Raw genomic sequence first — 20,505 nt, 5'->3', positions numbered from 1 at the left:
CGCCCCCTGTGAGGAGTCATCAGGTGAGTAACATGAGTGAAGAGCTGGCCACAGTAGTGGCTATCGACGGCAATCACGCCTGGGTGGAGTGCGAGCGGCGATCCGCCTGCAGCGGTTGCCACCAACAATCCAGCTGCGGGACCGGCACCGTCGCCAAGGCCTTTCCCATGAAGGCGCAGCGGCTGCGGGTCGCCCTCACCGGCGATGTGGCGGTGGGCCAGCAGATCCGCCTGGGCATCCCTCAGGCCAGCATCCTGCGCGGTGCGGCTCTGGTGTACGTGCTGCCGCTCTTCTGTCTGCTGCTGGGCGCCCTGCTCGGCCAGCTCTGGCTGGTGCCGCTCTTGTCGGCGGGAGAGGGGGTGACCATCCTCTGCTGTCTGCTGGGCGGCGCCATCGGATTTTTACTGGTTCGTTACTTTTCTGACCGGCTCGAGCAGGGGGAATACGGTCCCCGCATGCTCGGGGTGGTGCTCAATACCCGTCATCTCTCTTGAGGGGCCGGGTCTGGCGGAGGGCATCCAGGTGCCCAACGCCCGCCAGACAAGGCGCTATTTGTGGGGCCCGCCGACTAAAGATTGGCCGTCGACCGGGTTATCCAGTAAAATCCTGCCCTCATATCCGACCCTAACTTAATTTTGAGTGATTCTTGCTCGATGAAACACATTCGTAACTTTTCGATTATTGCGCACATCGACCACGGTAAGTCGACCCTGTCGGACCGTCTGATCCAGACTTGCGGCGGCCTGTCCGATCGCGAGATGCAGGCCCAGGTGCTGGACTCCATGGATCTGGAGCGCGAGCGCGGCATTACCATCAAGGCACAGAGTGTGACCCTGAACTACCAGGCACAAGACGGTAACACCTATCAGCTGAACTTTATCGACACCCCGGGCCACGTGGATTTCTCCTACGAGGTTTCTCGCTCCCTGGCTGCCTGTGAAGGGGCACTGCTGGTGGTGGATGCCGGTCAGGGGGTTGAGGCACAGACTCTGGCCAACTGCTACACCGCCATGGAAATGGAGCTGGAAGTGGTGCCGGTGCTGAACAAGATCGACCTGCCGGCCGCAGAGCCCGAGCGGGTTGCCGAGGAGATCGAGGACATCGTCGGCATCGACGCGGTGGACGCGGTGCGCTGCTCCGCCAAGACCGGCCTCGGTGTCGATCTGGTGCTGGAAGAGATCGTCGCCAAGATCCCGTCCCCGGAAGGGGATCCGGAGGCGCCGCTGCAGGCGCTGATCATCGACTCCTGGTTCGACTCCTACCTCGGGGTCGTGTCGCTCGTGCGGATCAAGAACGGTTCCCTGAAAAAGAACGACAAGATCAAGGTGATGAGCACCGGTCAGGTATGGGGTGTGGATCGCATCGGTATCTTCACGCCGAAGCAGGTGGACACCGACGGCCTGGGTTGTGGCGAGGTAGGTTGGGTCGTCTGCGGCATCAAGGACATCCACGGTGCGCCGGTGGGGGATACCCTGACCCTGGCCAAGCACGGTGCCGAGAAGGCGCTGGCCGGCTTCAAGAAGGTGAAGCCCCAGGTCTATGCGGGCCTGTTCCCCATCTCCAGCGATGACTACGAGTCCTTCCGCGATGCGCTGGAGAAGCTCTCCCTCAACGACGCCTCCCTGTTCTACGAACCGGAGAGCTCCACGGCGCTGGGCTTCGGCTTCCGCTGCGGCTTCCTCGGGATGCTGCACATGGAGATCATCCAGGAGCGTCTGGAGCGTGAATACGACCTGGATCTCATCACCACAGCGCCAACCGTGGTCTACGAGATCGAGCTGAACGATGGCTCCACCATCCACATCGACAGCCCGGCCCAGATGCCCGCCATCAACAACATCAAGGAGATGCGCGAGCCCATCGCCGAGTGCCACATCCTGCTGCCGCAGGAGTACATGGGCAACGTCATCACCCTCTGCATCGAGAAGCGCGGCGTACAGACCAACATGGTCTACCACGGCAAGCAGGTGGCGCTGACCTACGAGATCCCGATGGCGGAAGTGGTGCTCGACTTCTTCGACCGTCTGAAGTCCACCAGTCGCGGCTACGCCTCCCTGGACTACGGCTTCAAGCGTTTCGAAACCTCCGACATGGTCCGTCTGGACATCATGATCAACGGCGAGCGGGTCGACGCCCTGGCCATCATCACCCACAAGGAGAACGCCCAGTATCGCGGTCGCCAGGTGGTGGAGAAGATGCGCGAGCTGATCCCGCGCCAGATGTTCGACATCGCCATTCAGGCCGCCATCGGCAACCAGATCATCGCCCGTAGCACCGTCAAGGCATTGCGTAAAGACGTCACCGCCAAGTGCTACGGTGGTGACGTGAGCCGGAAGAAGAAGCTGCTGAACAAGCAGAAAGAAGGCAAGAAGCGGATGAAGTCTCTGGGCCGTGTGGACGTGCCGCAAGAGGCCTTCCTCGCCATTCTCCACGTCGGAAAGGATTAATCGATGGCAAGCACCTTTTCCCTGATCCTCGTCGTCGTCACCCTGCTGACCGGCATCATCTGGACGCTCGACAAGCTGGTCTGGGCCAAGCAGCGGGCGGCCAAGATTGCCGCCGCCCGTGCCAATGCCGGTCCGGATGTGGACGAGAAGACACTGGCCAAGGTGGCCCCCATGCCGGTCTGGATCGAACAGACCGGCGGGGTTTTCCCGGTGATCGCGCTGGTGCTGATCCTGCGCTCCTTCATCTTCGAGCCGTTCCAGATCCCGTCCGGCTCCATGATGCCGACCCTGCTGGTGGGCGACTTCATCCTGGTGGAGAAGTTTGCCTACGGCCTCAAGGACCCGGTGACCAACACCAAGTTCCTCGAGACCGGTGAGCCGAAGCGCGGTGATGTGGTGGTCTTCAAGTATCCGCTGGATACCCGGGTGGACTACATCAAGCGGGTGGTCGGCATGCCCGGCGATCGGGTCATCTATCGCAACAAGGAGCTGATGATCCGGCCCAAGTGCGATGAGCAGGAAGGGAAAACGTGCCCCGGCTTCCAGAAGCTGGACGTCAAGTTCGAGCAGCGCGGCGAGTTCAGCCAGATGGGGATCCCGCTGGATCGCTACACCGAACAGCTGGGCGATGTCTCCCACGAGACCTTGCGCAACCCGCTGATGCCGGACCTGGTGGACCGCTACTATCGCCAGCCCGGCACCTACCCCGACGAGTGGGTGGTGCCGGAAGGCCACTATTTCGTGATGGGTGACAACCGCGACAACAGCACCGACAGCCGTTTCTGGGGCTTCGTGCCCGAGCAGAACCTGGTGGGCAAGGCGGTCGCCATCTGGATCAGTTTCGAATTCGAGCGCGAGGAAGGGTCCAGCTTGCCGAGCTGGGTGCCGACCGGTGTGCGCTTCAACCGCATTGGCGGAATCAAGTAAATGAATATCAAGATGAACAGACTGCAGTCCCGTCTCGGGCATGTCTTTCAGGATCCTGAGCTGCTGACCCGGGCTCTGACCCATCGCAGCGCAGGGTCCCGTCACAACGAGCGCCTGGAATTTCTGGGGGACTCCATCCTGAGTCTGGTGATTGCCGATGACCTCTTCCACCGCTTCCCGCAGGCAGCGGAAGGGGATCTCAGCCGGATGCGCGCCACCCTGGTGCGCGAGAAGACGCTGGCCGAGCTGGGCCGGGAATTCGACCTCGGGGATCACCTGATCCTGGGGCCGGGGGAGCTGAAAAGCGGCGGTTTTCGCCGCGAGTCCATCCTGGCCGACACCGTCGAGGCGGTGATCGGCGCCGTCTATCTGGACACGGATCTGGAGCGGGTGCGCAGCCTCCTGCTCGGCTGGTATGCCAGCCGCCTTGGCGAGATCAAGCCCGGGATCGAACAGAAGGATCCCAAGACCCGTCTGCAAGAGATCCTGCAGGGCAGCCGCAAATCCCTGCCGACCTACACGGTGACCAACGTCAAGGGCGAGGCCCACAACCAGGAGTTCACCGTCCAGTGCGAAGTGGATGGGCTGGATGGCCCCCTGGTCGGGATCGGCTCCAGCCGCCGCAAGGCCGAACAGGCCGCGGCGCAGCAAGCACTGGAACGGCTGTCATGAGCATCATGACGGATCCGGCACTGTGCGCTCTTTTCACTCCATCAGCATTGGGAACGCGGTCATGACAGATACCACCTATTGCGGCTTTGTCGCCATCGTGGGCCGCCCCAACGTGGGCAAGTCCACCCTGCTCAACAAGTTGCTCGGCCAGAAGGTCAGCATCACCTCGAAGAAGCCCCAGACTACCCGTCACCGGATCCTGGGGATCGACACCGAGGAGAACCATCAGACCATCTATGTGGATACCCCGGGTCTGCACATCGAGGAGAAGCGGGCCATCAACCGCCTGATGAACCGCGCCGCCACCAGTTCCCTGGGGGACGTGGCCATGGTGGTGTTCGTGGTGGACGGCACTCACTGGACCAAGGATGACGAGATGGTGCTGGGCAAGCTGCGCCACCTCAAGTGCCCCGTGGTGCTGGCGGTCAACAAGATCGACAACGTCAAGGAGAAAGAGGATCTGCTGCCGCACCTCAAGTGGCTGGGTCAGCAGATGAACTTTGCCCACATCCTGCCCATCAGCGCCGAGAAGGGCACCAACGTGGAGAAGATCCGCGAGTGGGCCAAGGATCTGCTGCCGGAGAACGTCCACTTCTTCCCGGAAGATTACGTGACCGACCGCTCTTCCCGCTTCATGGCCTCCGAGATCATCCGCGAGAAGCTGATGCGCTTCACCGGCGAGGAGCTGCCCTATTCGGTGACGGTGGAGATCGAGCGCTTCAAGGTCGAGGAAAACGGTCTCTACCACATCCACGGGCTCATCCTGGTGGAGCGCGAAGGCCAGAAAAAGATGGTCATCGGCAACAAGGGCGAGAAGATCAAGACCATCGGCACAGAGGCGCGCATCGACATGGAACGGCTGTTCCAGAACAAGGTGCATCTCGAGTTGTGGGTCAAGGTCAAGTCCGGCTGGGCCGACGACGAGCGGGCCCTGCGCAGCCTCGGGTATGGCGACGACTGATTGCTGACCCCGGCTTTCGTCATCCACAGTCGGCCCTATCGGGAGACCAGCCAGCTGGTCGAGGTCTTCACCCAGGATAGCGGTCGATTCACCCTGGTGGCTCGCGGTTCCCGCGGGCCACGCTCCTCTCTGAAGGGGCTGCTTCAGCCCTTCACCCTGCTCACCATTGCCTGGCGCGGCAAGGGGGATCTCAAGAACCTCACCCAGGTGGAGTGCCCGGATCACTCGTTGCGCCTCGGCGGGGATCGTCTCTTCTACGGCCTCTATCTCAACGAGCTGGTCTACTACCTGCTGGAAGCGCACACCCCCTTCCCCGAGGTGTTCGACGCCTATGCCCGTGCCATCATGGCCCTGGCGGACGGCGAGACCCCGGAGCTGCCCCTGCGCCGCTTCGAGTTCCTGCTGCTGCAGGCCCTGGGCTACGCGGTGGACTTCGAATATGCCGCGGACGACGACTCCCCCATCGACCCCACCCTGCTTTACGGCTTCGAGCGGGAGCTCGGCTTTGTCGCTTGCGAGCGGGCGCCGGATCCCCGTACCCTGTTCCTCGGCGCCCACCTGCTGGCCTTCGCCGAAGGGCGTTTCGACACGCCTCCCTTGCTGCAGGCGGCCAAGCGTTTCAGCCGGCTGGCGCTGCAGCCCTATCTCGGCAAGCGTCAACTGAAGAGCAGGGAGCTCTTTTTGAAGCGAAAAGGCAGTGTTTCAAGCTGATTTTTATTATCTGGTGATGTTTTGTGTTTATGACATCGCCTTTCATGAACAATAATGCTGTCGCCGTGGCCAGAACCGGCCTGCGGCGGCACATGGACAGAGGGGCGGGCACCACCCGCTCCGGCATTCACAGATGACCTGTATCAAGGAGTAAGCAATGAGCGAGATCTACCTGGGTGTGAACATCGACCATATCGCCACCCTGCGCAACGCCCGCGGCACCCAGTATCCGGATCCGGTACAGGCCGCCTTCGTGGCCGAGCAGGCCGGTGCCGATGGCATCACGGTCCACCTGCGGGAAGATCGCCGCCACATCACCGACCGGGACGTGGAGATCCTGCGCCAGACCATCCAGACCAGGATGAACCTGGAGATGGCGGTGACCGAGGAGATGATCGGCATCGCCTGCCGCATCAAGCCCCACTTCGTCTGCCTGGTGCCGGAGAAGCGCACCGAGGTGACCACCGAGGGTGGTCTGGACGTGGCGGGCCAGCTGGACAAGGTGACCGATGCGGTGACCCGCCTGGCCGCCGTGGGCGCCCAGGTGTCCCTCTTTATCGATGCGGATCCGTTGCAGATCGATGCGGCCGCCGCGAGCGGTGCTCCCTTCATCGAGATCCACACCGGCCGCTACGCCGATGCCACCACGGATGCCGAGCGCAACGCCGAGTTCAAGCGCATCGCCGCCGGTGCTTCCTACGCCGCTGGCAAGGGCTTGAAGGTCAATGCGGGCCACGGTCTGCACTACCACAACGTCAAGGCTATCGCCGCCATCCCCGAGCTCTATGAGCTCAACATCGGTCACGCCATCATCGGCCGCGCCGCCTTCGACGGTCTGGCCAAGGCGGTCAGCGACATGCGTGCGCTGATGCAGGAAGCCCGTCAGGGGATCTGATGCCGCTTCGCAGGTATGAAAACGACAAGGGACGCTTCGGCGTCCCTTGTCGTTTTCAGGAATGGAAGGCGGGGTGAACCCCGTGCTCATCTGGCATGGGGCCGGGCATCCGTGTGCAGAGGGCGAAAGGGAAGGGGCGCCTCAGCCTGGTTCCGGGAAGTAGCGCTCCAGCAGGGCGGTGAGGATGGCCTGGCACTCGGCATCCGGCTCGCCGGTGACCAGGGCGGGGCGAAAGTGAAGCTGGAAGGCGCGCAGGGCGGCGCGGCTCTGCTCATCCCAGGCGCCGTGCTGGGGGAGGCCGTAGCCGTAACGGGCAAGCTGCTGCTGCCATTGCAGCGCATCCCAGGGGATGAGCTGCGTCTGGCGCAGCTCGGCCACCCGGGCCTCGTCGGGCCAGGCGCCGACACCGTAGCGCAGGGCGAGCTCGCGCCAGGGGAACCGGGGGCCGGGATCCTGCTTGCGCTCGGGGGCGACGTCGCTGTGGGCCAGCACCTGGGTGGGGGGGATCTGGTAGCGTTCGACCAGATCCCGGGCGAGGGCGCCGAGGGCGGCGATCTGGGCAGAGGGATAGGGTTGCCAGTGTCTCAGATGGGCTGGCAGGGCCGCGTCTTTCTCGTCATACCCGAGATTCACTATCTCGATGCCGAGCGAACTGGCGTTGAGCCCGGCGTAGTGATGCCAGCGACTGCGTCCGGCGTGCCAGGCCCGCTGGCTGTCGGGCACCAGCTGGTAGACCGGGAACGGTTGTTCGTCGGTGTCGCGGGGGATCAGGTAGTGGGCGCTCACCTTGTGCTCCGGCTCGGTCAGCAGGCGCAGGGAGCGGGCATCCTCTTCATCCGTGTAGTGCAGGATGAGAAAGGCGATGCGCTCGTTCTGGCTGGCGCTCTGATGATCCTGATTGAGCCGATAGGGTGCAGGCTGGCAGGCGCCGAGCAGCAGGATGAGGGGCAGTGACCAGAACCAGCGCGCCGTGAACCGACACGCACCGCCGCTCGCCGACGGGCGTGGAGTCAGCAGGCGGCGCCAGCCCATGGTCTAGCCTCGCACCTGGCCGGAGGCGGTCATCAGGGCCCGGGCCTGTATTTGGCGGTGAGGCCAATCAGGAAGTTGCGCAGGATCTGATCCCCGCAATCCTGATAGTGCTTGTGATCCCTGGCGCGGAACAGGGCGCTCAGCTCGGACTTGGAGAGGTTGAAGTTCGCGAGCTTGAGGGTGCCCAGCATCTCCTCTTCCTTGTAGTTGAGGCCGATGCGCAGCTTGCGCAGGATCAGGTTGTTGTTGATCCGGTTCGGGATCACCTGGGGCGGGGCATCTTCCCGCACACCGCGGCGCAGGGCGATGAAGCCGTCGAGGAACTGGCTCAGTGCCGAGTCCGGGCAGGCGGCGAAGCCCGCTTCCTGTGCCTCGCCCTCTTCGGCCTCTTTCATCAGCCAGCCGTGCAACTGGGCATGGGTGATGGCCAGATTGCCCTTGGCAAAGATCTCGACCATCTGGTCGTTACTGATGCTGAGGGCATAGCGCAGGCGGCGCAGAATATCGTTGTTGGTCATGTTGACTCCTGTGGAAACGGCGCAGATGTTACCACCTGCCGCCTGTCCAGTCAGAAAAAGCGCCTCAGTCGGTCAGGGCCAGGTAGCGGGGTGCCTCCTGCCTCACCTGCTCCAGGGCATCCTGCAGCTCCAGCAATTCGGGTTCCAGATCGCTCACGGCGACCCCGTCGCGCAGCTGCTGCTCGAGCTGGGAGAGCAGGCGTTGCAGACCCGGCACCCCGGAGTAGGCGCAGCCACCGTTGAGGCGGTGGAGCTGGGCCAGCACGTCTGCATCGTCGGCACTCCCTTCCAGCGCCGCCGCCAGGATGGGCTCCACCTCGTCGAAGCTGGCCAGCAGCATGGTCAGCATCTCCCGGGCGAGGGCCGGCTTGCCGGCGGCCTGACGCACGGCGAGGGGCCAGTCTATCTGCTGATCCCCGTGATTCTGGTGCCGCCGGTGGGCGAAGTCGGTGATGAGCTGCGCCAGCATCCCCTCGTCGATGGGTTTGGCCAGGTAGTCGTCCATGCCCTGGCGAATGAGGCGCTCCCGCTCACCGGGAATGGCATGGGCGGTGACCGCGACGATGGGGGTCTCGGTGTTGAGGGAGTGGTGGCGGATCGCCTGGGTGGCGCTGATGCCGTCCATGACGGGCATCTGGATATCCATGAAGATGATGTCGAACGGCTGGCTCTGGGCCAGGTTGACCGCCTCCTTGCCGTTCTTGCACACCACCACCTCGGTCACCATCTCCTTGAGCATGGCGGCGATGAGCTTGAGGTTGGCGGCGTTGTCATCCACCGCCAGCACCTTGACCGCCTGCACGCAGCGCGGCGTCGGCGCGGGCAGGGGGGCACGGCGTACCGCCTCGGGGGAGAGCAGGGCGTGCAGCAATTTGCGATGGTTGATGGGCTTGGAGAGGCAGTGGACGGCGCCGTGGGCCAGCATGGCATCGTAGAGGGCCGGCTCGTGGCTGCTGAGCAGCACTATGGTGTTCTGCTGGCCGTCCAGCCCGTCGAGACGGGCAATCACCTGCTGTGGGCTGTGCAGGGTGCTGCTGCCGATGAGCACCATGTCCTGGCTGCTCATCGGGGGCCACTCCTCGTCCACCGTCAGGGAGTGCACATCCAGGTGCCACTCTCCCAACAGGGCGAGCAGGGAGGCGTGAGTGAAGGGATCCGGCTCCAGCAGCCAGACCCGCTTGCCCTGGATGCGATCCAGCGGAAGCCGCTCGCTCTGGGGAAGGGGAGAGACATCCAGATCCAGGTGGAACGAGAAGACCGACCCCTTGCCGAGTTCGGATTCGAAGCGGATCTGGCCCCCCATCTGCTGCACCAGCTTCTGGGTGATGACGAGCCCGAGCCCGGTGCCCCCATAGCGGCGGGAGATGGAGGAGTCTGCCTGGTTGAAGGCCTGGAACAACTGGCGCTGCTGCTCTTCCGAGATGCCGATGCCGGTATCGCGAATCAGCACCCGCAGGCGCACCTTGTTGCCGCTGGATTCTCCGGTCTGCTCGACACGCACGTCCACGTTGCCACGCTCGGTGAACTTGATGGCGTTGCCGGTGAGGTTGGTGAGCACCTGCTGCAGGCGCATGGGGTCGCCGGTGAGGTAGTCCGGCACGGCGGCATCCACCTGGAGGGAGAGTTCGAGCTGCTTGTCGTGGGCGCTCGGCCCCAGCAGGTGCATGGTCTCGTTGAGGGTGTCCCGCAGGCTGAAGGGGATGTGCTCGAGCTGCAGCTTGCCCGCCTCCAGCTTGGAGAAGTCGAGGATGTCGTTGATGATCCCAAGGAGGTTGCGCGCCGACTTCTCGATGGTCTGCATGTAGTCGGTCTGGCTCGGGGTCAGGCTGGTCTTGAGCAGCTGGCGGGTGAAGCCGATGACCCCGTTGAGCGGGGTGCGCAGCTCGTGGGACATGTTGGCGAGGAACTCGGACTTGACCCTGGCGGCCTCCTGGGCGCGCTTCTTCGCCATGTCGAGCTCGACGTTCTGGATTTCGATCTGCTCGAGGGTCTCCCGCAGATCCGACGTCGCCTGATCGATGTTCTGCTGCATCTCCTCGTGATATTCGGAGAGCGCCTTGGCCATGGCGTTGATGCCGTTTTTCAGCATGTCGAGCTCGCCGGTGAGCTGGCCGCTGACCCGGGTATCGAGTCGCCCCTCCCTGATCCGGTGCACCGCCTGCACCATGTCGGTGATGGGCTGGGTCACGCTCTTGACCAGACGGAAGCCGAACAGGGCGCTGATGGCCAGCCCGATGAGCACGATGATGACCGCGAAGAAGGCGTCGCGGTACTGCAGGACGATGGCCCTGTCCGTGGCGAGTTGCATGGAGATGTAGCCGATGACCGGCGGCTCCAGATCGCTTGGCAGCGGGAAGCCGTCCAGGCTGGTCTCCGCCTGGATGGGGGTGCGCAGTATGATGTCATCGCCGTTGAAGGAGACGCTAGTCAGGGCCGGGATGACGCTGCCGTCCGGCAGACGAAGCTGGCTGAAGTCCCTGTGGTAGTTGGACGTCACGAACAGCTGGTTCTCCTGGGTGAAGACGGCGATGGACTTGATGAAGGGCGAGTTCTTGCGATGGGTGAGCCCGATCAGCCGCTTGAGGGATTCGCGGCTGTGCTGTGTCATGCCGTATTCGCTGGCGATGGCCAGGGGCTCGATGATGTTGATGCCCTGATCGATGAGGTTGTTTTCCAGCTGCTGATAGCGGTGGAAGGTGAAATAGCCGGCGATGAGGCCGCCGATGATGAGGGTCGGCAAGATGGTGAAGGCCAGCACCCGGGCCCTGAGACCGTACTTGGTCATGCCGCCGACCCGCCTTTCGCAAGAGAAGCCATGACCCGGGGCGCATGCAGGCACTGGGGTCGGGCAGGCAATACAGTCATTGTCGCTGTACGGGGTCTCAGGCCGTATCCGGTCATATCAATGGGCCACTTTTGGTCAGAATGGACGATGGGGCGGATGCCGCGGCTGGGGCCCTCAGGCCGTATTTGGTCATACGATTATTCTTGTGGGACAATGGTCTGCCGCAGATTCCACAATCATGACATAGCCACCTATAGGCACCAAGTTTTATGGCCCAGTTTTTCAAGCCCCAAAAGAAATCCACCCAGCCCCAACGTATTGAATTTACGGTAGACAGTCTGGATCACCACTGTGTCGGCGTCGGCCGTCATCAGGGCAAGGCCATCTTCGTCGAAGGGGCGCTGCCCGGCGAGGCCATCAAGGCCCGCATCATCGACGACAAGAAGCACTATGCCCACGCCGCCCTGCAACAGGTGGTGACCCCGGCGGCCAACCGGGTCGCCCCCTTCTGCGACCACTATCGCGAGTGTGGCGGTTGCAGTGCCCAGCACCTGGGAGAGGGAGATCAGCTGGCGGCCAAGGAGGCGGGACTGGTCAGCCTGTTCGAGCGCCTTGGCAATATCCAGGCGCCTACGCTGGCACCTGCGCTGACGGGGGAGTCCCGCGCCTACCGCCGGGTCTGCCGTCTGGCCATCAAGTTTGACAAGAACGGTCGCTGCACCCGGGTGGGCTTTCGTCGTCGCCAGTCGAACGATCTGGTAGAGATTGCCAGCTGCCCTGTGCTGGCCGAGCCCCTCTCTGCTCTTATCGCCCCTCTGCGCGAATGCCTCAACCGGTTGAAGAGCCAGCGCGAACTGGGCCATGCGGAACTCATTCAGGGGGAGCAGGGCATTTTGATGCTGCTGCGCCACACCGGTCGCCCCACCGAGGCAGATCGGGCGCACTTGACCGAGTTTGCCACCGCCCAGGGGATAGACCTCTATCTGCAGGCGGCGAACGAGCAGATCGAACCTCTGCGTCAACAGTCTCAGCCAAGTTACACGCTGGATGGCCTGTCTCTTGCATTCGCTCCCGGCGACTTCATCCAGGTCAACGGGCCCGTCAACCAGCGCATGGTGGAGCAGGCATTGAGCTGGCTCGACGCAGGCAAGGATGACAAGGTGTTGGACCTCTTCTGCGGCATCGGCAACTTCACCCTGCCGCTGGCCCGTCAGGCCCGCGAAGTGGTGGGGGTGGAAGGGGAGCTCGCCATGGTGACACGTGCACAGGAGAATGCCCGCCGCAACGGCATCGACAATGCCCGCTTCTACAAGGCGGACTTGAGCGGCGACATCGTGGGCATGTCCTGGGCCCGGGAAGGGTTCGATCTGGTACTGCTGGATCCGGCCAGACCCGGGGCGCTGGAGGTGATGAGCCACGTGGTGGCACTTTCCCCCAAACGGGTGGTCTATGTTTCCTGTAACCCGGTCACCCTGGCCCGTGACAGTCAGGTGCTGGTGCAGGGGGGCTACAAGCTGACCCGTCTGGGGATGCTGGACATGTTCCCCCACACCGGTCATCTGGAGTCCATGGCGCTGTTCGAACGGGGCTGAGTCGAGGCGACCGCATTATTCTGGATGAATCAAGATGCGGTCGTGATGATTTTTCGATGTGCATGATGCTGCCAGAGTGAGGTAAAACAGGTGTTTCTCGCTGCCTTCAACGGGCAGGGCAGCATGCGGTTATCTTGGTTTTCCAGCGGCGGCAGCGCTGTTTGAGCGGGAGTGATTAGGGTAATCTAGGTCGTCGATAGTGGATCGGATGCGGGGAAGAGCCCTGTCACCTTGCGCGGTGACATGCCTTGAAAACTCTTGCATGCATCCCCATTTGAGGCAGTCATCAGTTGATGAGGGGATGAGGAGAGCATCGGCTTTCGACCCCACACTTTTAAGGATTGATACCATGGTTGCGGTGCGCGATATTCATTTGAAAGACAATTTCACTCTGGATGAGTGGGTCAGTTCCCTTACCCTGAGTGAAAGTGACAAGAATCAGCTGCGAACCGTCTACCAGTACTGCCTGACCCTGGGTGACGAAGCGCTCACCAACCGCCTGCTGGTGCGCGGGGTCGAGATGGTGGGCATCCTGCTGATGCTCAGCATGGATCTCGCCACCCTCAAGGCCGCCATTCTCTATCCCTTCGTCGAAGCCGGTCTCATCAGCCAGGAAAAGGTGAACGAGGACTTCGGCCCCAAGATCGCCAAGCTGGTGGAAGGGGTGCTGGAGATGGAGGCCATCCGCTCCCTGCAAACCCTTCACCGCAGCGAAACCTCGCCGGAGCAGGTGGACAACGTGCGCCGCATGCTGCTCGCCATGGTCGAGGACGTGCGCGCCGTGGTCATCAAGCTGGCGGAGCGCATCGCCTGCCTGCGTGAGGCGAAGAAGGCGGATGAGGAGACCCGGGTGCTGATGGCCCAGGAGATCACCAACATCTATGCTCCCCTTGCGAACCGCCTCGGTATCGGTCAGCTCAAGTGGGAGCTCGAGGATCTCGCCTTCCGCTACCTGCACCCGGATACCTACAAGCAGATCGCCAAGCAGCTCGACGAGAAACGGCTCGACCGCGAGCGCTACATCCGTGAATTCGTGCAGTCTCTGCGCGATGCCCTGGCCGAGGCCGGCGTCGAGGCCGAGGTCTATGGCCGACCGAAACACATCTACAGCATCTGGCGCAAGATGCAGAAGAAGCACCTCGAATTCAACGAGCTGTTCGATGTGCGCGCGGTGCGGGTGATCACCAAGCGGCTGCAGGATTGCTACGCGGCGCTCGGTATCGTTCACACCCATTTCCACCATATTCCCCGCGAATTTGACGACTATGTCGCCAACCCCAAGCCCAATGGCTACCAGTCCATCCACACCGTGGTGGTGGGGGAGGAGGGCAAGACGGTGGAGATCCAGATCCGTACCGAGCAGATGCATCAGGATGCGGAGCTCGGTGTGGCTGCGCACTGGCGCTACAAGGAAGGGGCCCAGGCCGCTGCGAAGACCAGCACCTTCGAAGACAAGATCGAATGGCTGCGCAAACTCCTCGCCTGGCAGGAGGATCTCTCGGAGAGCGGCTCCTTGCTGGACGATCTGCGCAGTCAGGTGTTCGAGGACAGGGTTTATGTCTTCACTCCCAAGGGCGATGTCATCGACCTGCCGGCAGGGGCGACGCCGCTCGACTTCGCCTATCACGTGCACAGCATGATCGGTCACCGCTGCATCGGCACCAAGATCGACGGTCGTATCGTGCCCTTCACCTATACGCTGCAAACCGGTGATCAGGTGGAGGTGATCACCCAGAAGGAGCCGAACCCGAGCCGCGACTGGATGAACCCGAATGCCGGCTTCCTGCGCTCCAGCCGGGCGCGGGCCAAGGTGGCCACCTGGTTCAGAAAGCTGGACCGGGACAAGAACATTGCCGCCGGCAAGGAGCTGCTGGAGAAAGAGCTGGACAGACACAACCTCACCCTCTCCAAGGTGGACAAGGTGGTGCTGGAGCGTTTCCATGCGGAGGAGCTGGAAGATTTGCTGGCCGGTATCGGCAGCGGCGACATCCGCATCAACCAGCTGCTCAACTACCTCGACACCCGCTACAACAAGCCGACGGCGGAAGAAGAAGATCGCCGTCTGCTGGAGAAGCTGGAGCAGAAGGCCAATGTGCCCTTCCGCCCCAAACCCAAGGATCACATCGTGGTGGAAGGGGTGGGCAACCTGATGACTCACATCGCCCGCTGCTGCCAGCCCATCCCGGGGGACGCCATCCAGGGCTTCATCACCATGGGACGGGGGGTTTCCATCCACCGGGAGGATTGCGAGCAGCTCAAGGAGCTGTCGCGTCGCAACCCGGAGCGCTTGATCGATGCGGTCTGGGGGGAGAACTACTCCGGCGGTTACGGTCTCACCATCCGCATTCTCTCCAACGACAGATCCGGCCTGCTGCGCGACATCACCACCGTGCTCGCCAACGAGAAGATCAACGTGATGGGAGTGCGTTCGCGCTCCAACGTGCGCGAGCAGACCGCCGAAATAGACATGGAGCTGGAGATTTACAACATCAACGCCTTCAACCGGGCGTTGGCCAAGCTCAGTCAGCTCAACGACGTGATCAGCGCCAAGCGGCTGTAATGCTCAACCGACCGGCCCCAGTGGCCGGTCTGCATTTTCTCCCTCCTTGTAGAGCATTGAAGACGGATATCACGCACCCCATCTCCGGCCGCCATGGCGCCACATCATGTGGAGCAGTGGCGTGAGCGGATATTCATGAACCCATTTACTGAATCGAAAGTGAGTTGCCCATGTCTCAACGCTACGACCTTCCCCAACTGCTCGACATCATGGCCAGATTGCGTGACCCGAACGGGGGCTGTCCCTGGGATCTCAAGCAGAGCTTCCAGACCATAGTGCCGCACACCCTGGAGGAGGCCTACGAGGTGGCGGATGCCATCGAGAGCGAAGATTGGCAAGGGCTGAAGGGGGAGCTCGGTGATCTGCTGTTCCAGGTCGTGTTCTATGCCCAGCTCGGCAAGGAGCAGGGGTTGTTCGACTTTGCCGACATCGTCGATACCGTGAGCGAGAAGCTCATTCGCCGCCACCCCCATGTCTTCTCCGATGCCGACCTGGGTGACGAGCAGGCGGTCAAAGCGAACTGGGAGGCGGAAAAGGCGAAAGAGCGTGCGGCGCTCGACAAGGAGAGCGTGCTGGACGATATCCCCCTCTCCCTGCCTGCCCTGACCCGGGCAGCCAAGATCCAGAAGCGCTGCGCCACCGTCGGTTTCGACTGGAAGACCCTGGGGCCCGTGGTGGACAAGATCCACGAGGAGATCGAGGAGGTGATGGAAGAGGCGCTGATGGTCGACGTGGACGAGACTCGGGTGAGCGACGAGCTCGGCGATCTCTTGTTCGCCACCGTCAATCTGGTGCGTCATCTGGGCAAGGATCCCGAGCAGGTGCTGCGGGCTGCCAACACCAAGTTTGAGCGTCGTTTTCGTCAGGTTGAACACTTTATTGCCGCAGAAGGTCTGAAAATGACGGATTGCTCCCTGGAGAAGCTGGACGAGGCCTGGAACAGGGCCAAGGAAACCGAGCAAAGTTGATTTGGCGCAAGACGGGGCGGCGGGGAGCCTGATAGATTTTTGTTCATTGTTTGGGAGTGGGGGTTTTGGTATACTGTTTCCCCGTCCTGCTTCATCCCCGAAGCACCCCTTAAAATTCCCTAAACTTCTTTCAGGTTCAGCATGACGACCAAATATATTTTTGTGACTGGTGGCGTTGTTTCATCCCTCGGCAAAGGCATTGCCGCAGCTTCTCTGGCAGCCATTCTGGAAGCCCGTGGTCTGGATGTGACCATCATGAAACTGGACCCGTACATCAACGTGGATCCGGGCACCATGAGCCCGACCCAGCATGGTGAAGTGTTCGTAACCGAGGACGGGGCCGAAACCGATCTGGATTTGGGCCACTACGAGCGTTTCATCCGCACCAAGATGACCCGCCGCAACAACTTCACCACCGGCCGCATCTATGCAGACGTGCTGCGCAAAGAGCGTCGTGGTGACTATCTGGGCGCCACCATCCAGGTGATCCCGCACATCACCAACGCCATCAAGGAGCGGGTGATTGCCGGTGCCGAAGGCCATCAGGTTGCCATCGTCGAAGTGGGCGGTACCGTGGGCGACATCGAGTCCCTGCCGTTCCTTGAAGCCATTCGTCAGCTGGCGGCTATCGTGGGTCGCAACAATGCCATGTTCATGCACCTGACCCTGGTTCCTTACCTGGCCGCCGCCGGCGAGGTGAAGACCAAGCCGACCCAGCACTCCGTGAAGGAGCTGCTCTCCATCGGTATCCAGCCGGATGTGCTGATCTGCCGCTCCGACCGCGCCATTCCGGCCAACGAGCGTGCCAAGATCGCCCTGTTCTGCAACGTGCCCGAGCGCGCCGTCATCTCCATGAAAGATGTCGACTCCATCTACAAGATCCCGGCGCTGCTGAAATCCCAGGGGCTGGACGGCTACATCACCGAGCGCTTCGGCATCGAGTGCAAAGAAGCCGACCTGGCCGAGTGGGAACAGGTCATCTATGAAGAGGCCAACCCGACTGCCGAAGTCACCATCGGCATGGTGGGCAAGTATGTCTCCCTGCCGGATGCCTACAAGTCCGTCAACGAAGCGCTCAAGCACGGTGGCCTGAAGACCCGTCTCTCCGTCAACATCAAGTACATCGACTCCCAGGACATCGAGACCCGTGGCGCCGAGCTGCTGGAAGGTCTGGATGCGATCCTGGTACCGGGCGGCTTCGGCGAACGCGGCGTGGAAGGCAAGATCCTGGCCGCCAAATATGCCCGCGAGAACAAGATCCCGTACCTCGGTATCTGCCTGGGCATGCAGGTCGCCTTGATCGAATACGCCCGCAACGTGGCGGGCATGGAAGGGGCTCACTCCTCCGAGTTCAAGAAAGACAGCCCGTACCCCGTGGTCGGTCTCATCACCGAGTGGGTGGATGACGAAGGCAACGTCGAGACCCGGACCGAGAAGTCCGATCTGGGCGGTACCATGCGTCTGGGCTCCCAGCTCTGCCACCTGGTGGAAGATTCCAAGGTCCGTCAGATGTACGGCAGCCCGACCATTTACGAGCGCCACCGTCACCGTTATGAAGTGAATAACAAGCTGCTGCCGCAGATTGAAGCGGCAGGTCTGAAGGTGACCGGTCTCTCCGCCGACAAGAAGCTGGTGGAAATCATCGAGATCCCGGATCACCCCTGGTTCGTGGCCGCGCAGTTCCACCCGGAGTTCACCTCGACTCCCCGTGATGGCCACGCCCTGTTCGCCGGTTTTGTGAAGGCGGCGGGCGAGTATCAGAAGCGTAATTTGAAGTAATTGAAAATAAATGCGGTTGGGGCTCTGTGCCACAGCCGCTTTTTTTGGCATATTTTTGTTGTTTTTTTACGAAACCTGAGGAAATACACATGTCCAAGATCGTTAAAGTGATCGGTCGTGAAATCATCGACTCCCGTGGTAACCCGACCGTTGAGGCCGAAGTTCACCTGGAAGGTGGTTTTGTTGGTATGGCAGCCGCTCCGTCTGGCGCGTCCACCGGTTCCCGCGAAGCGCTGGAACTGCGTGACGGCGACAAGAGCCGTTTCCTGGGTAAAGGCGTGCTGAAAGCCATCGAAGCCGTCAACGGCCCGATCGCTCAGGCTCTGCTGGGTAAAGATGCCAAGGACCAGGCCACTGTCGACCAGATCATGATCGACCTCGACGGTACCGAGAACAAATCCAAGTTCGGCGCCAACGCCATCCTGGCTGTTTCCCTGGCCAACGCCAAAGCTGCCGCTGCTGCCAAAGGCATGCCGCTGTACGCCCACATCGCCGAGCTGAATGGCACCCCGGGTGTCTACTCCATGCCGCTGCCCATGATGAACATCATCAACGGTGGTGAGCACGCCGACAACAACGTCGACATCCAGGAGTTCATGATCCAGCCGGTTGGCGCCAAGACCCTGAAAGAAGCTGTTCGCATGGGCGCAGAAGTGTTCCACAACCTGGCCAAAGTGCTGAAGTCCAAAGGCTACAACACTGCCGTCGGTGACGAAGGTGGTTTCGCTCCGAACCTGAAATCCAACGCCGAAGCGCTGGAAGTGATCGCTGAAGCCGTTGCCGCTGCCGGTTACAAACTGGGCACCGACATCACCCTGGCCATGGACTGCGCTGCGTCCGAGTTCTACGACGCAGAGAAGAAAGAGTACAACCTGAAGGGCGAAGGTCGTGTCTTCACCTCCAACGGTTTCTCCGACTTCCTGGCTGACCTGACCACCAAGTTCCCGATCGTCTCCATCGAAGATGGCCTGGACGAATCCGACTGGGAAGGCTTCGCCTACCAGACCGCCGAACTGGGCAAGAAAATCCAGATCGTGGGTGACGACCTGTTCGTAACCAACACCAAGATCCTGAAGCGCGGTATCGACAACGGCATCGCCAACTCCATCCTGATCAAGTTCAACCAGATCGGTTCCCTGACCGAAACTCTGGCTGCCATCAAGATGGCCAAAGACGCTGGCTACACTGCCGTCATCTCCCACCGCTCCGGTGAGACCGAAGACGCGACCATCGCCGACCTGGCTGTGGGTACCGCTGCTGGCCAGATCAAGACCGGTTCCATGAGCCGTTCTGACCGTGTTGCCAAGTACAACCAGCTGATCCGTATCGAAGAAGCCCTGGGCGCCAAGGCTCCGTTCCGTGGTCTGAAAGAAGTGAAGAACCAGGCTTAATTTTCGCCTGCGTTCATGCTTCACAAAGCCCCGCCATCTGGCGGGGCTTTTTCGTTCTGCGCTTATGGGCGTGTGTGACCTGCATTTTTTATTCCGACCAACCCATCCGGCACACAGGCTTTCTTTTGTCTTGCCTGCGAATATGGGAAACTAGGCCGCTTGAAGGAGACTCAGTGCATGCGGCTACTCACTCTTATCCTGCTCCTCCTGTTGGGAGGGCTGCAATATGACCTCTGGCTGGGGAAAAACGGCCTCTCCGACTATCGGGAACTCTCCACCGCCATCGAGCGGCAGCAACAGGACAACCTGGTACTCAAGGACCGCAACAGCCTGATTTACCGGGAAATCGACGATCTGACCTCTGGCCTTGAGGCCATCGAGGAGTTGTCGCGCAACGATCTTGGCTACATCAAGCAGGGCGAGACCTTCTACCGAATCATTCCCAAAGAAAAGGATCAGGTGACGGAGCCTGATGGTGCCCCCTACGATGACTGATAGCCTGAGCGGCCTGACCGCCATCGTCCCGGCTGCCGGTATTGGCAGTCGCATGGGGGCCAATTGCCCCAAGCAGTACCTTTCCCTGGCAGGGAAATGCATTCTGGAGCACACCCTGGAGCGTCTGCTCTCCCATCCCGCCATCGCCCGTGTGATCGTGGCGCTGGCGCCCCACGACCGCTGGTTTGAGACCTTGACCGTGGCAGCCGATCCGCGGGTGCTGCGAGTGGAAGGGGGAAGCGAGCGCGCCTTCTCCGTGCTCAATGCGTTGCACATGGCAGAAGGGGAGTGGGCACTGGTGCATGACGCCGCCCGGCCCTGTCTGACCCACGAGGATCTCGATGCGCTCATTGCTGCCGCCATGGCCTCTGGCGGTGCCATCCTCGGCAGCCGGGTGCGCGATACCATGAAGCGCACCGATGCGGCCGGCAATATCCTCGCCACCGTGGATCGCGAGCAGCTCTGGCATGCCCTGACGCCCCAGATGTTTTTGGTCCGCCCCCTCAAGCGGGCGCTGGAGGAGGGGCTGGCGCTCGGCGCCGCCATCACGGATGAAGCCTCCGCCATGGAACGCGCCGGTTTCCCCGTGCGCATGGTGGAAGGGCGGGCCGACAACATCAAGGTGACCCGGCCGGAAGATCTCTCCCTGGCCGGGCTCTATTTACAGCAACAACGTGCGTGCCGGTCGGCACGACCCGATTCATCCCCAGAGGAGCAGGCATGATCCGCACCGGACATGGTTTTGATGAGACAGATTTCCGTGTATTGAGGA

At 61.8% G+C, this 20,505-nt stretch carries 17 protein-coding genes; 14 read left to right on the top strand and 3 right to left on the bottom strand.

The window, feature by feature from the left end; translation table 11 throughout:
- Positions 1-32 precede the first annotated feature (32 nt).
- From AB5Y51_RS02535 to pdxJ, 7 genes are all read left to right on the top strand, one after another.
- On the top strand, positions 33-494 hold the full coding sequence (locus tag AB5Y51_RS02535) for a SoxR reducing system RseC family protein (protein ID WP_039040538.1): 462 nt from the start codon (positions 33-35) through the stop codon (positions 492-494).
- Between the two features lie 159 nt (positions 495-653).
- Positions 654-2,447 (top strand): translation elongation factor 4, encoded by a 1,794-nt coding sequence (lepA, locus tag AB5Y51_RS02530; RefSeq protein WP_042016225.1) that lies wholly within the window; start codon positions 654-656, stop codon positions 2,445-2,447.
- A 3-nt stretch (positions 2,448-2,450) separates the two neighbouring features.
- Entirely contained in the window at positions 2,451-3,374 is a 924-nt protein-coding gene (gene lepB / locus AB5Y51_RS02525; RefSeq protein ID WP_010675640.1) for a signal peptidase I, read from the top strand.
- Positions 3,375-4,046 (top strand): ribonuclease III, encoded by a 672-nt coding sequence (rnc, locus tag AB5Y51_RS02520; RefSeq protein WP_042864945.1) that lies wholly within the window; start codon positions 3,375-3,377, stop codon positions 4,044-4,046. It begins immediately after the preceding gene.
- A 61-nt stretch (positions 4,047-4,107) separates the two neighbouring features.
- Positions 4,108-5,007, top strand: coding sequence for a GTPase Era (gene era, locus AB5Y51_RS02515; RefSeq protein ID WP_368178013.1), 900 nt, complete (start codon positions 4,108-4,110; stop codon positions 5,005-5,007).
- A complete protein-coding gene (recO, locus tag AB5Y51_RS02510; RefSeq protein ID WP_039040537.1) occupies positions 5,008-5,718 on the top strand; it encodes a DNA repair protein RecO in 711 nt (236 codons plus the stop codon).
- A 157-nt stretch (positions 5,719-5,875) separates the two neighbouring features.
- Positions 5,876-6,613, top strand: coding sequence for a pyridoxine 5'-phosphate synthase (gene pdxJ / locus AB5Y51_RS02505; protein WP_010675636.1), 738 nt, complete (start codon positions 5,876-5,878; stop codon positions 6,611-6,613).
- Positions 6,614-6,754: 141 nt separating this feature from the next.
- Here the strand turns inward: pdxJ and AB5Y51_RS02500 are convergent, their stop codons facing one another.
- The 3 genes from AB5Y51_RS02500 to barA all read right to left on the bottom strand — a co-directional run bounded on the left by AB5Y51_RS02500 (position 6,755) and on the right by barA (position 10,948).
- Positions 6,755-7,645, bottom strand: coding sequence for an N-acetylmuramoyl-L-alanine amidase (locus AB5Y51_RS02500; RefSeq protein ID WP_368178012.1), 891 nt, complete (start codon positions 7,643-7,645; stop codon positions 6,755-6,757).
- A gap of 32 nt (positions 7,646-7,677) precedes the next feature.
- Entirely contained in the window at positions 7,678-8,163 is a 486-nt protein-coding gene (locus AB5Y51_RS02495; RefSeq protein ID WP_010675634.1) for a DUF1456 family protein, read from the bottom strand.
- A 64-nt stretch (positions 8,164-8,227) separates the two neighbouring features.
- On the bottom strand, positions 8,228-10,948 hold the full coding sequence (gene barA, locus AB5Y51_RS02490; protein ID WP_368178011.1) for a two-component sensor histidine kinase BarA: 2,721 nt from the start codon (positions 10,946-10,948) through the stop codon (positions 8,228-8,230).
- A 269-nt stretch (positions 10,949-11,217) separates the two neighbouring features.
- On the opposite strand from barA, the gene rlmD reads away from it, so the two are divergent.
- The 7 genes from rlmD (at position 11,218) to ispD (ending at position 20,457) form a co-directional block, all read left to right on the top strand.
- On the top strand, positions 11,218-12,540 hold the full coding sequence (rlmD, locus tag AB5Y51_RS02485; RefSeq protein ID WP_368178010.1) for a 23S rRNA (uracil(1939)-C(5))-methyltransferase RlmD: 1,323 nt from the start codon (positions 11,218-11,220) through the stop codon (positions 12,538-12,540).
- A gap of 349 nt (positions 12,541-12,889) precedes the next feature.
- Positions 12,890-15,100 (top strand): GTP diphosphokinase, encoded by a 2,211-nt coding sequence (gene relA / locus AB5Y51_RS02480; RefSeq protein ID WP_010675631.1) that lies wholly within the window; start codon positions 12,890-12,892, stop codon positions 15,098-15,100.
- A gap of 170 nt (positions 15,101-15,270) precedes the next feature.
- Positions 15,271-16,068: a nucleoside triphosphate pyrophosphohydrolase gene (mazG, locus tag AB5Y51_RS02475; protein WP_214005135.1), complete on the top strand. Its 798-nt coding sequence runs from the start codon at positions 15,271-15,273 to the stop codon at positions 16,066-16,068.
- Positions 16,069-16,209: 141 nt separating this feature from the next.
- Positions 16,210-17,847, top strand: coding sequence for a glutamine hydrolyzing CTP synthase (pyrG, locus tag AB5Y51_RS02470; protein ID WP_039041042.1), 1,638 nt, complete (start codon positions 16,210-16,212; stop codon positions 17,845-17,847).
- 89 nt (positions 17,848-17,936) lie between these two features.
- Positions 17,937-19,238, top strand: a complete 1,302-nt coding sequence (gene eno, locus AB5Y51_RS02465) for a phosphopyruvate hydratase (protein WP_005335583.1) — start codon at positions 17,937-17,939, stop codon at positions 19,236-19,238.
- 177 nt (positions 19,239-19,415) lie between these two features.
- Positions 19,416-19,733 carry a cell division protein FtsB gene (ftsB, locus tag AB5Y51_RS02460; RefSeq protein WP_010675628.1) on the top strand — a complete coding sequence of 106 codons (318 nt, stop codon included), beginning with the start codon at positions 19,416-19,418 and terminating at the stop codon, positions 19,731-19,733.
- A complete protein-coding gene (gene ispD, locus AB5Y51_RS02455; protein WP_213320122.1) occupies positions 19,726-20,457 on the top strand; it encodes a 2-C-methyl-D-erythritol 4-phosphate cytidylyltransferase in 732 nt (243 codons plus the stop codon). The genes ftsB and ispD overlap by 8 nt, the downstream gene beginning before the upstream one ends.
- Positions 20,458-20,505: the final 48 nt, after the last annotated feature.

This window comes from Aeromonas sp. R7-1 (genome assembly GCF_040908115.1).
In the GTDB taxonomy this organism is placed as follows: domain Bacteria; phylum Pseudomonadota; class Gammaproteobacteria; order Enterobacterales; family Aeromonadaceae; genus Aeromonas; species Aeromonas caviae.
The sequence above is the reverse complement of the archived record's forward strand: the minus strand, read 5'-3'. Positions and strand labels throughout refer to the sequence as shown.

What these genes read in the sequence shown, in the direction of transcription:
- AB5Y51_RS02535 (WP_039040538.1), top strand. Translation starts at nt 33, where the DNA reads ATGAGTGAAGAGCTGGCCACAGTAGTGGCTATCGACGGCAATCACGCC.
- lepA (WP_042016225.1), top strand. Translation starts at nt 654, where the DNA reads ATGAAACACATTCGTAACTTTTCGATTATTGCGCACATCGACCACGGT.
- lepB (WP_010675640.1), top strand. Translation starts at nt 2,451, where the DNA reads ATGGCAAGCACCTTTTCCCTGATCCTCGTCGTCGTCACCCTGCTGACC.
- rnc (WP_042864945.1), top strand. Translation starts at nt 3,375, where the DNA reads ATGAATATCAAGATGAACAGACTGCAGTCCCGTCTCGGGCATGTCTTT.
- era (WP_368178013.1), top strand. Translation starts at nt 4,108, where the DNA reads ATGACAGATACCACCTATTGCGGCTTTGTCGCCATCGTGGGCCGCCCC.
- pdxJ (WP_010675636.1), top strand. Translation starts at nt 5,876, where the DNA reads ATGAGCGAGATCTACCTGGGTGTGAACATCGACCATATCGCCACCCTG.
- AB5Y51_RS02500 (WP_368178012.1), bottom strand. Translation starts at nt 7,645, where the DNA reads ATGGGCTGGCGCCGCCTGCTGACTCCACGCCCGTCGGCGAGCGGCGGT.
- AB5Y51_RS02495 (WP_010675634.1), bottom strand. Translation starts at nt 8,163, where the DNA reads ATGACCAACAACGATATTCTGCGCCGCCTGCGCTATGCCCTCAGCATC.
- barA (WP_368178011.1), bottom strand. Translation starts at nt 10,948, where the DNA reads ATGACCAAGTACGGTCTCAGGGCCCGGGTGCTGGCCTTCACCATCTTG.
- rlmD (WP_368178010.1), top strand. Translation starts at nt 11,218, where the DNA reads ATGGCCCAGTTTTTCAAGCCCCAAAAGAAATCCACCCAGCCCCAACGT.
- relA (WP_010675631.1), top strand. Translation starts at nt 12,890, where the DNA reads ATGGTTGCGGTGCGCGATATTCATTTGAAAGACAATTTCACTCTGGAT.
- mazG (WP_214005135.1), top strand. Translation starts at nt 15,271, where the DNA reads ATGTCTCAACGCTACGACCTTCCCCAACTGCTCGACATCATGGCCAGA.
- pyrG (WP_039041042.1), top strand. Translation starts at nt 16,210, where the DNA reads ATGACGACCAAATATATTTTTGTGACTGGTGGCGTTGTTTCATCCCTC.
- eno (WP_005335583.1), top strand. Translation starts at nt 17,937, where the DNA reads ATGTCCAAGATCGTTAAAGTGATCGGTCGTGAAATCATCGACTCCCGT.
- ftsB (WP_010675628.1), top strand. Translation starts at nt 19,416, where the DNA reads ATGCGGCTACTCACTCTTATCCTGCTCCTCCTGTTGGGAGGGCTGCAA.
- ispD (WP_213320122.1), top strand. Translation starts at nt 19,726, where the DNA reads ATGACTGATAGCCTGAGCGGCCTGACCGCCATCGTCCCGGCTGCCGGT.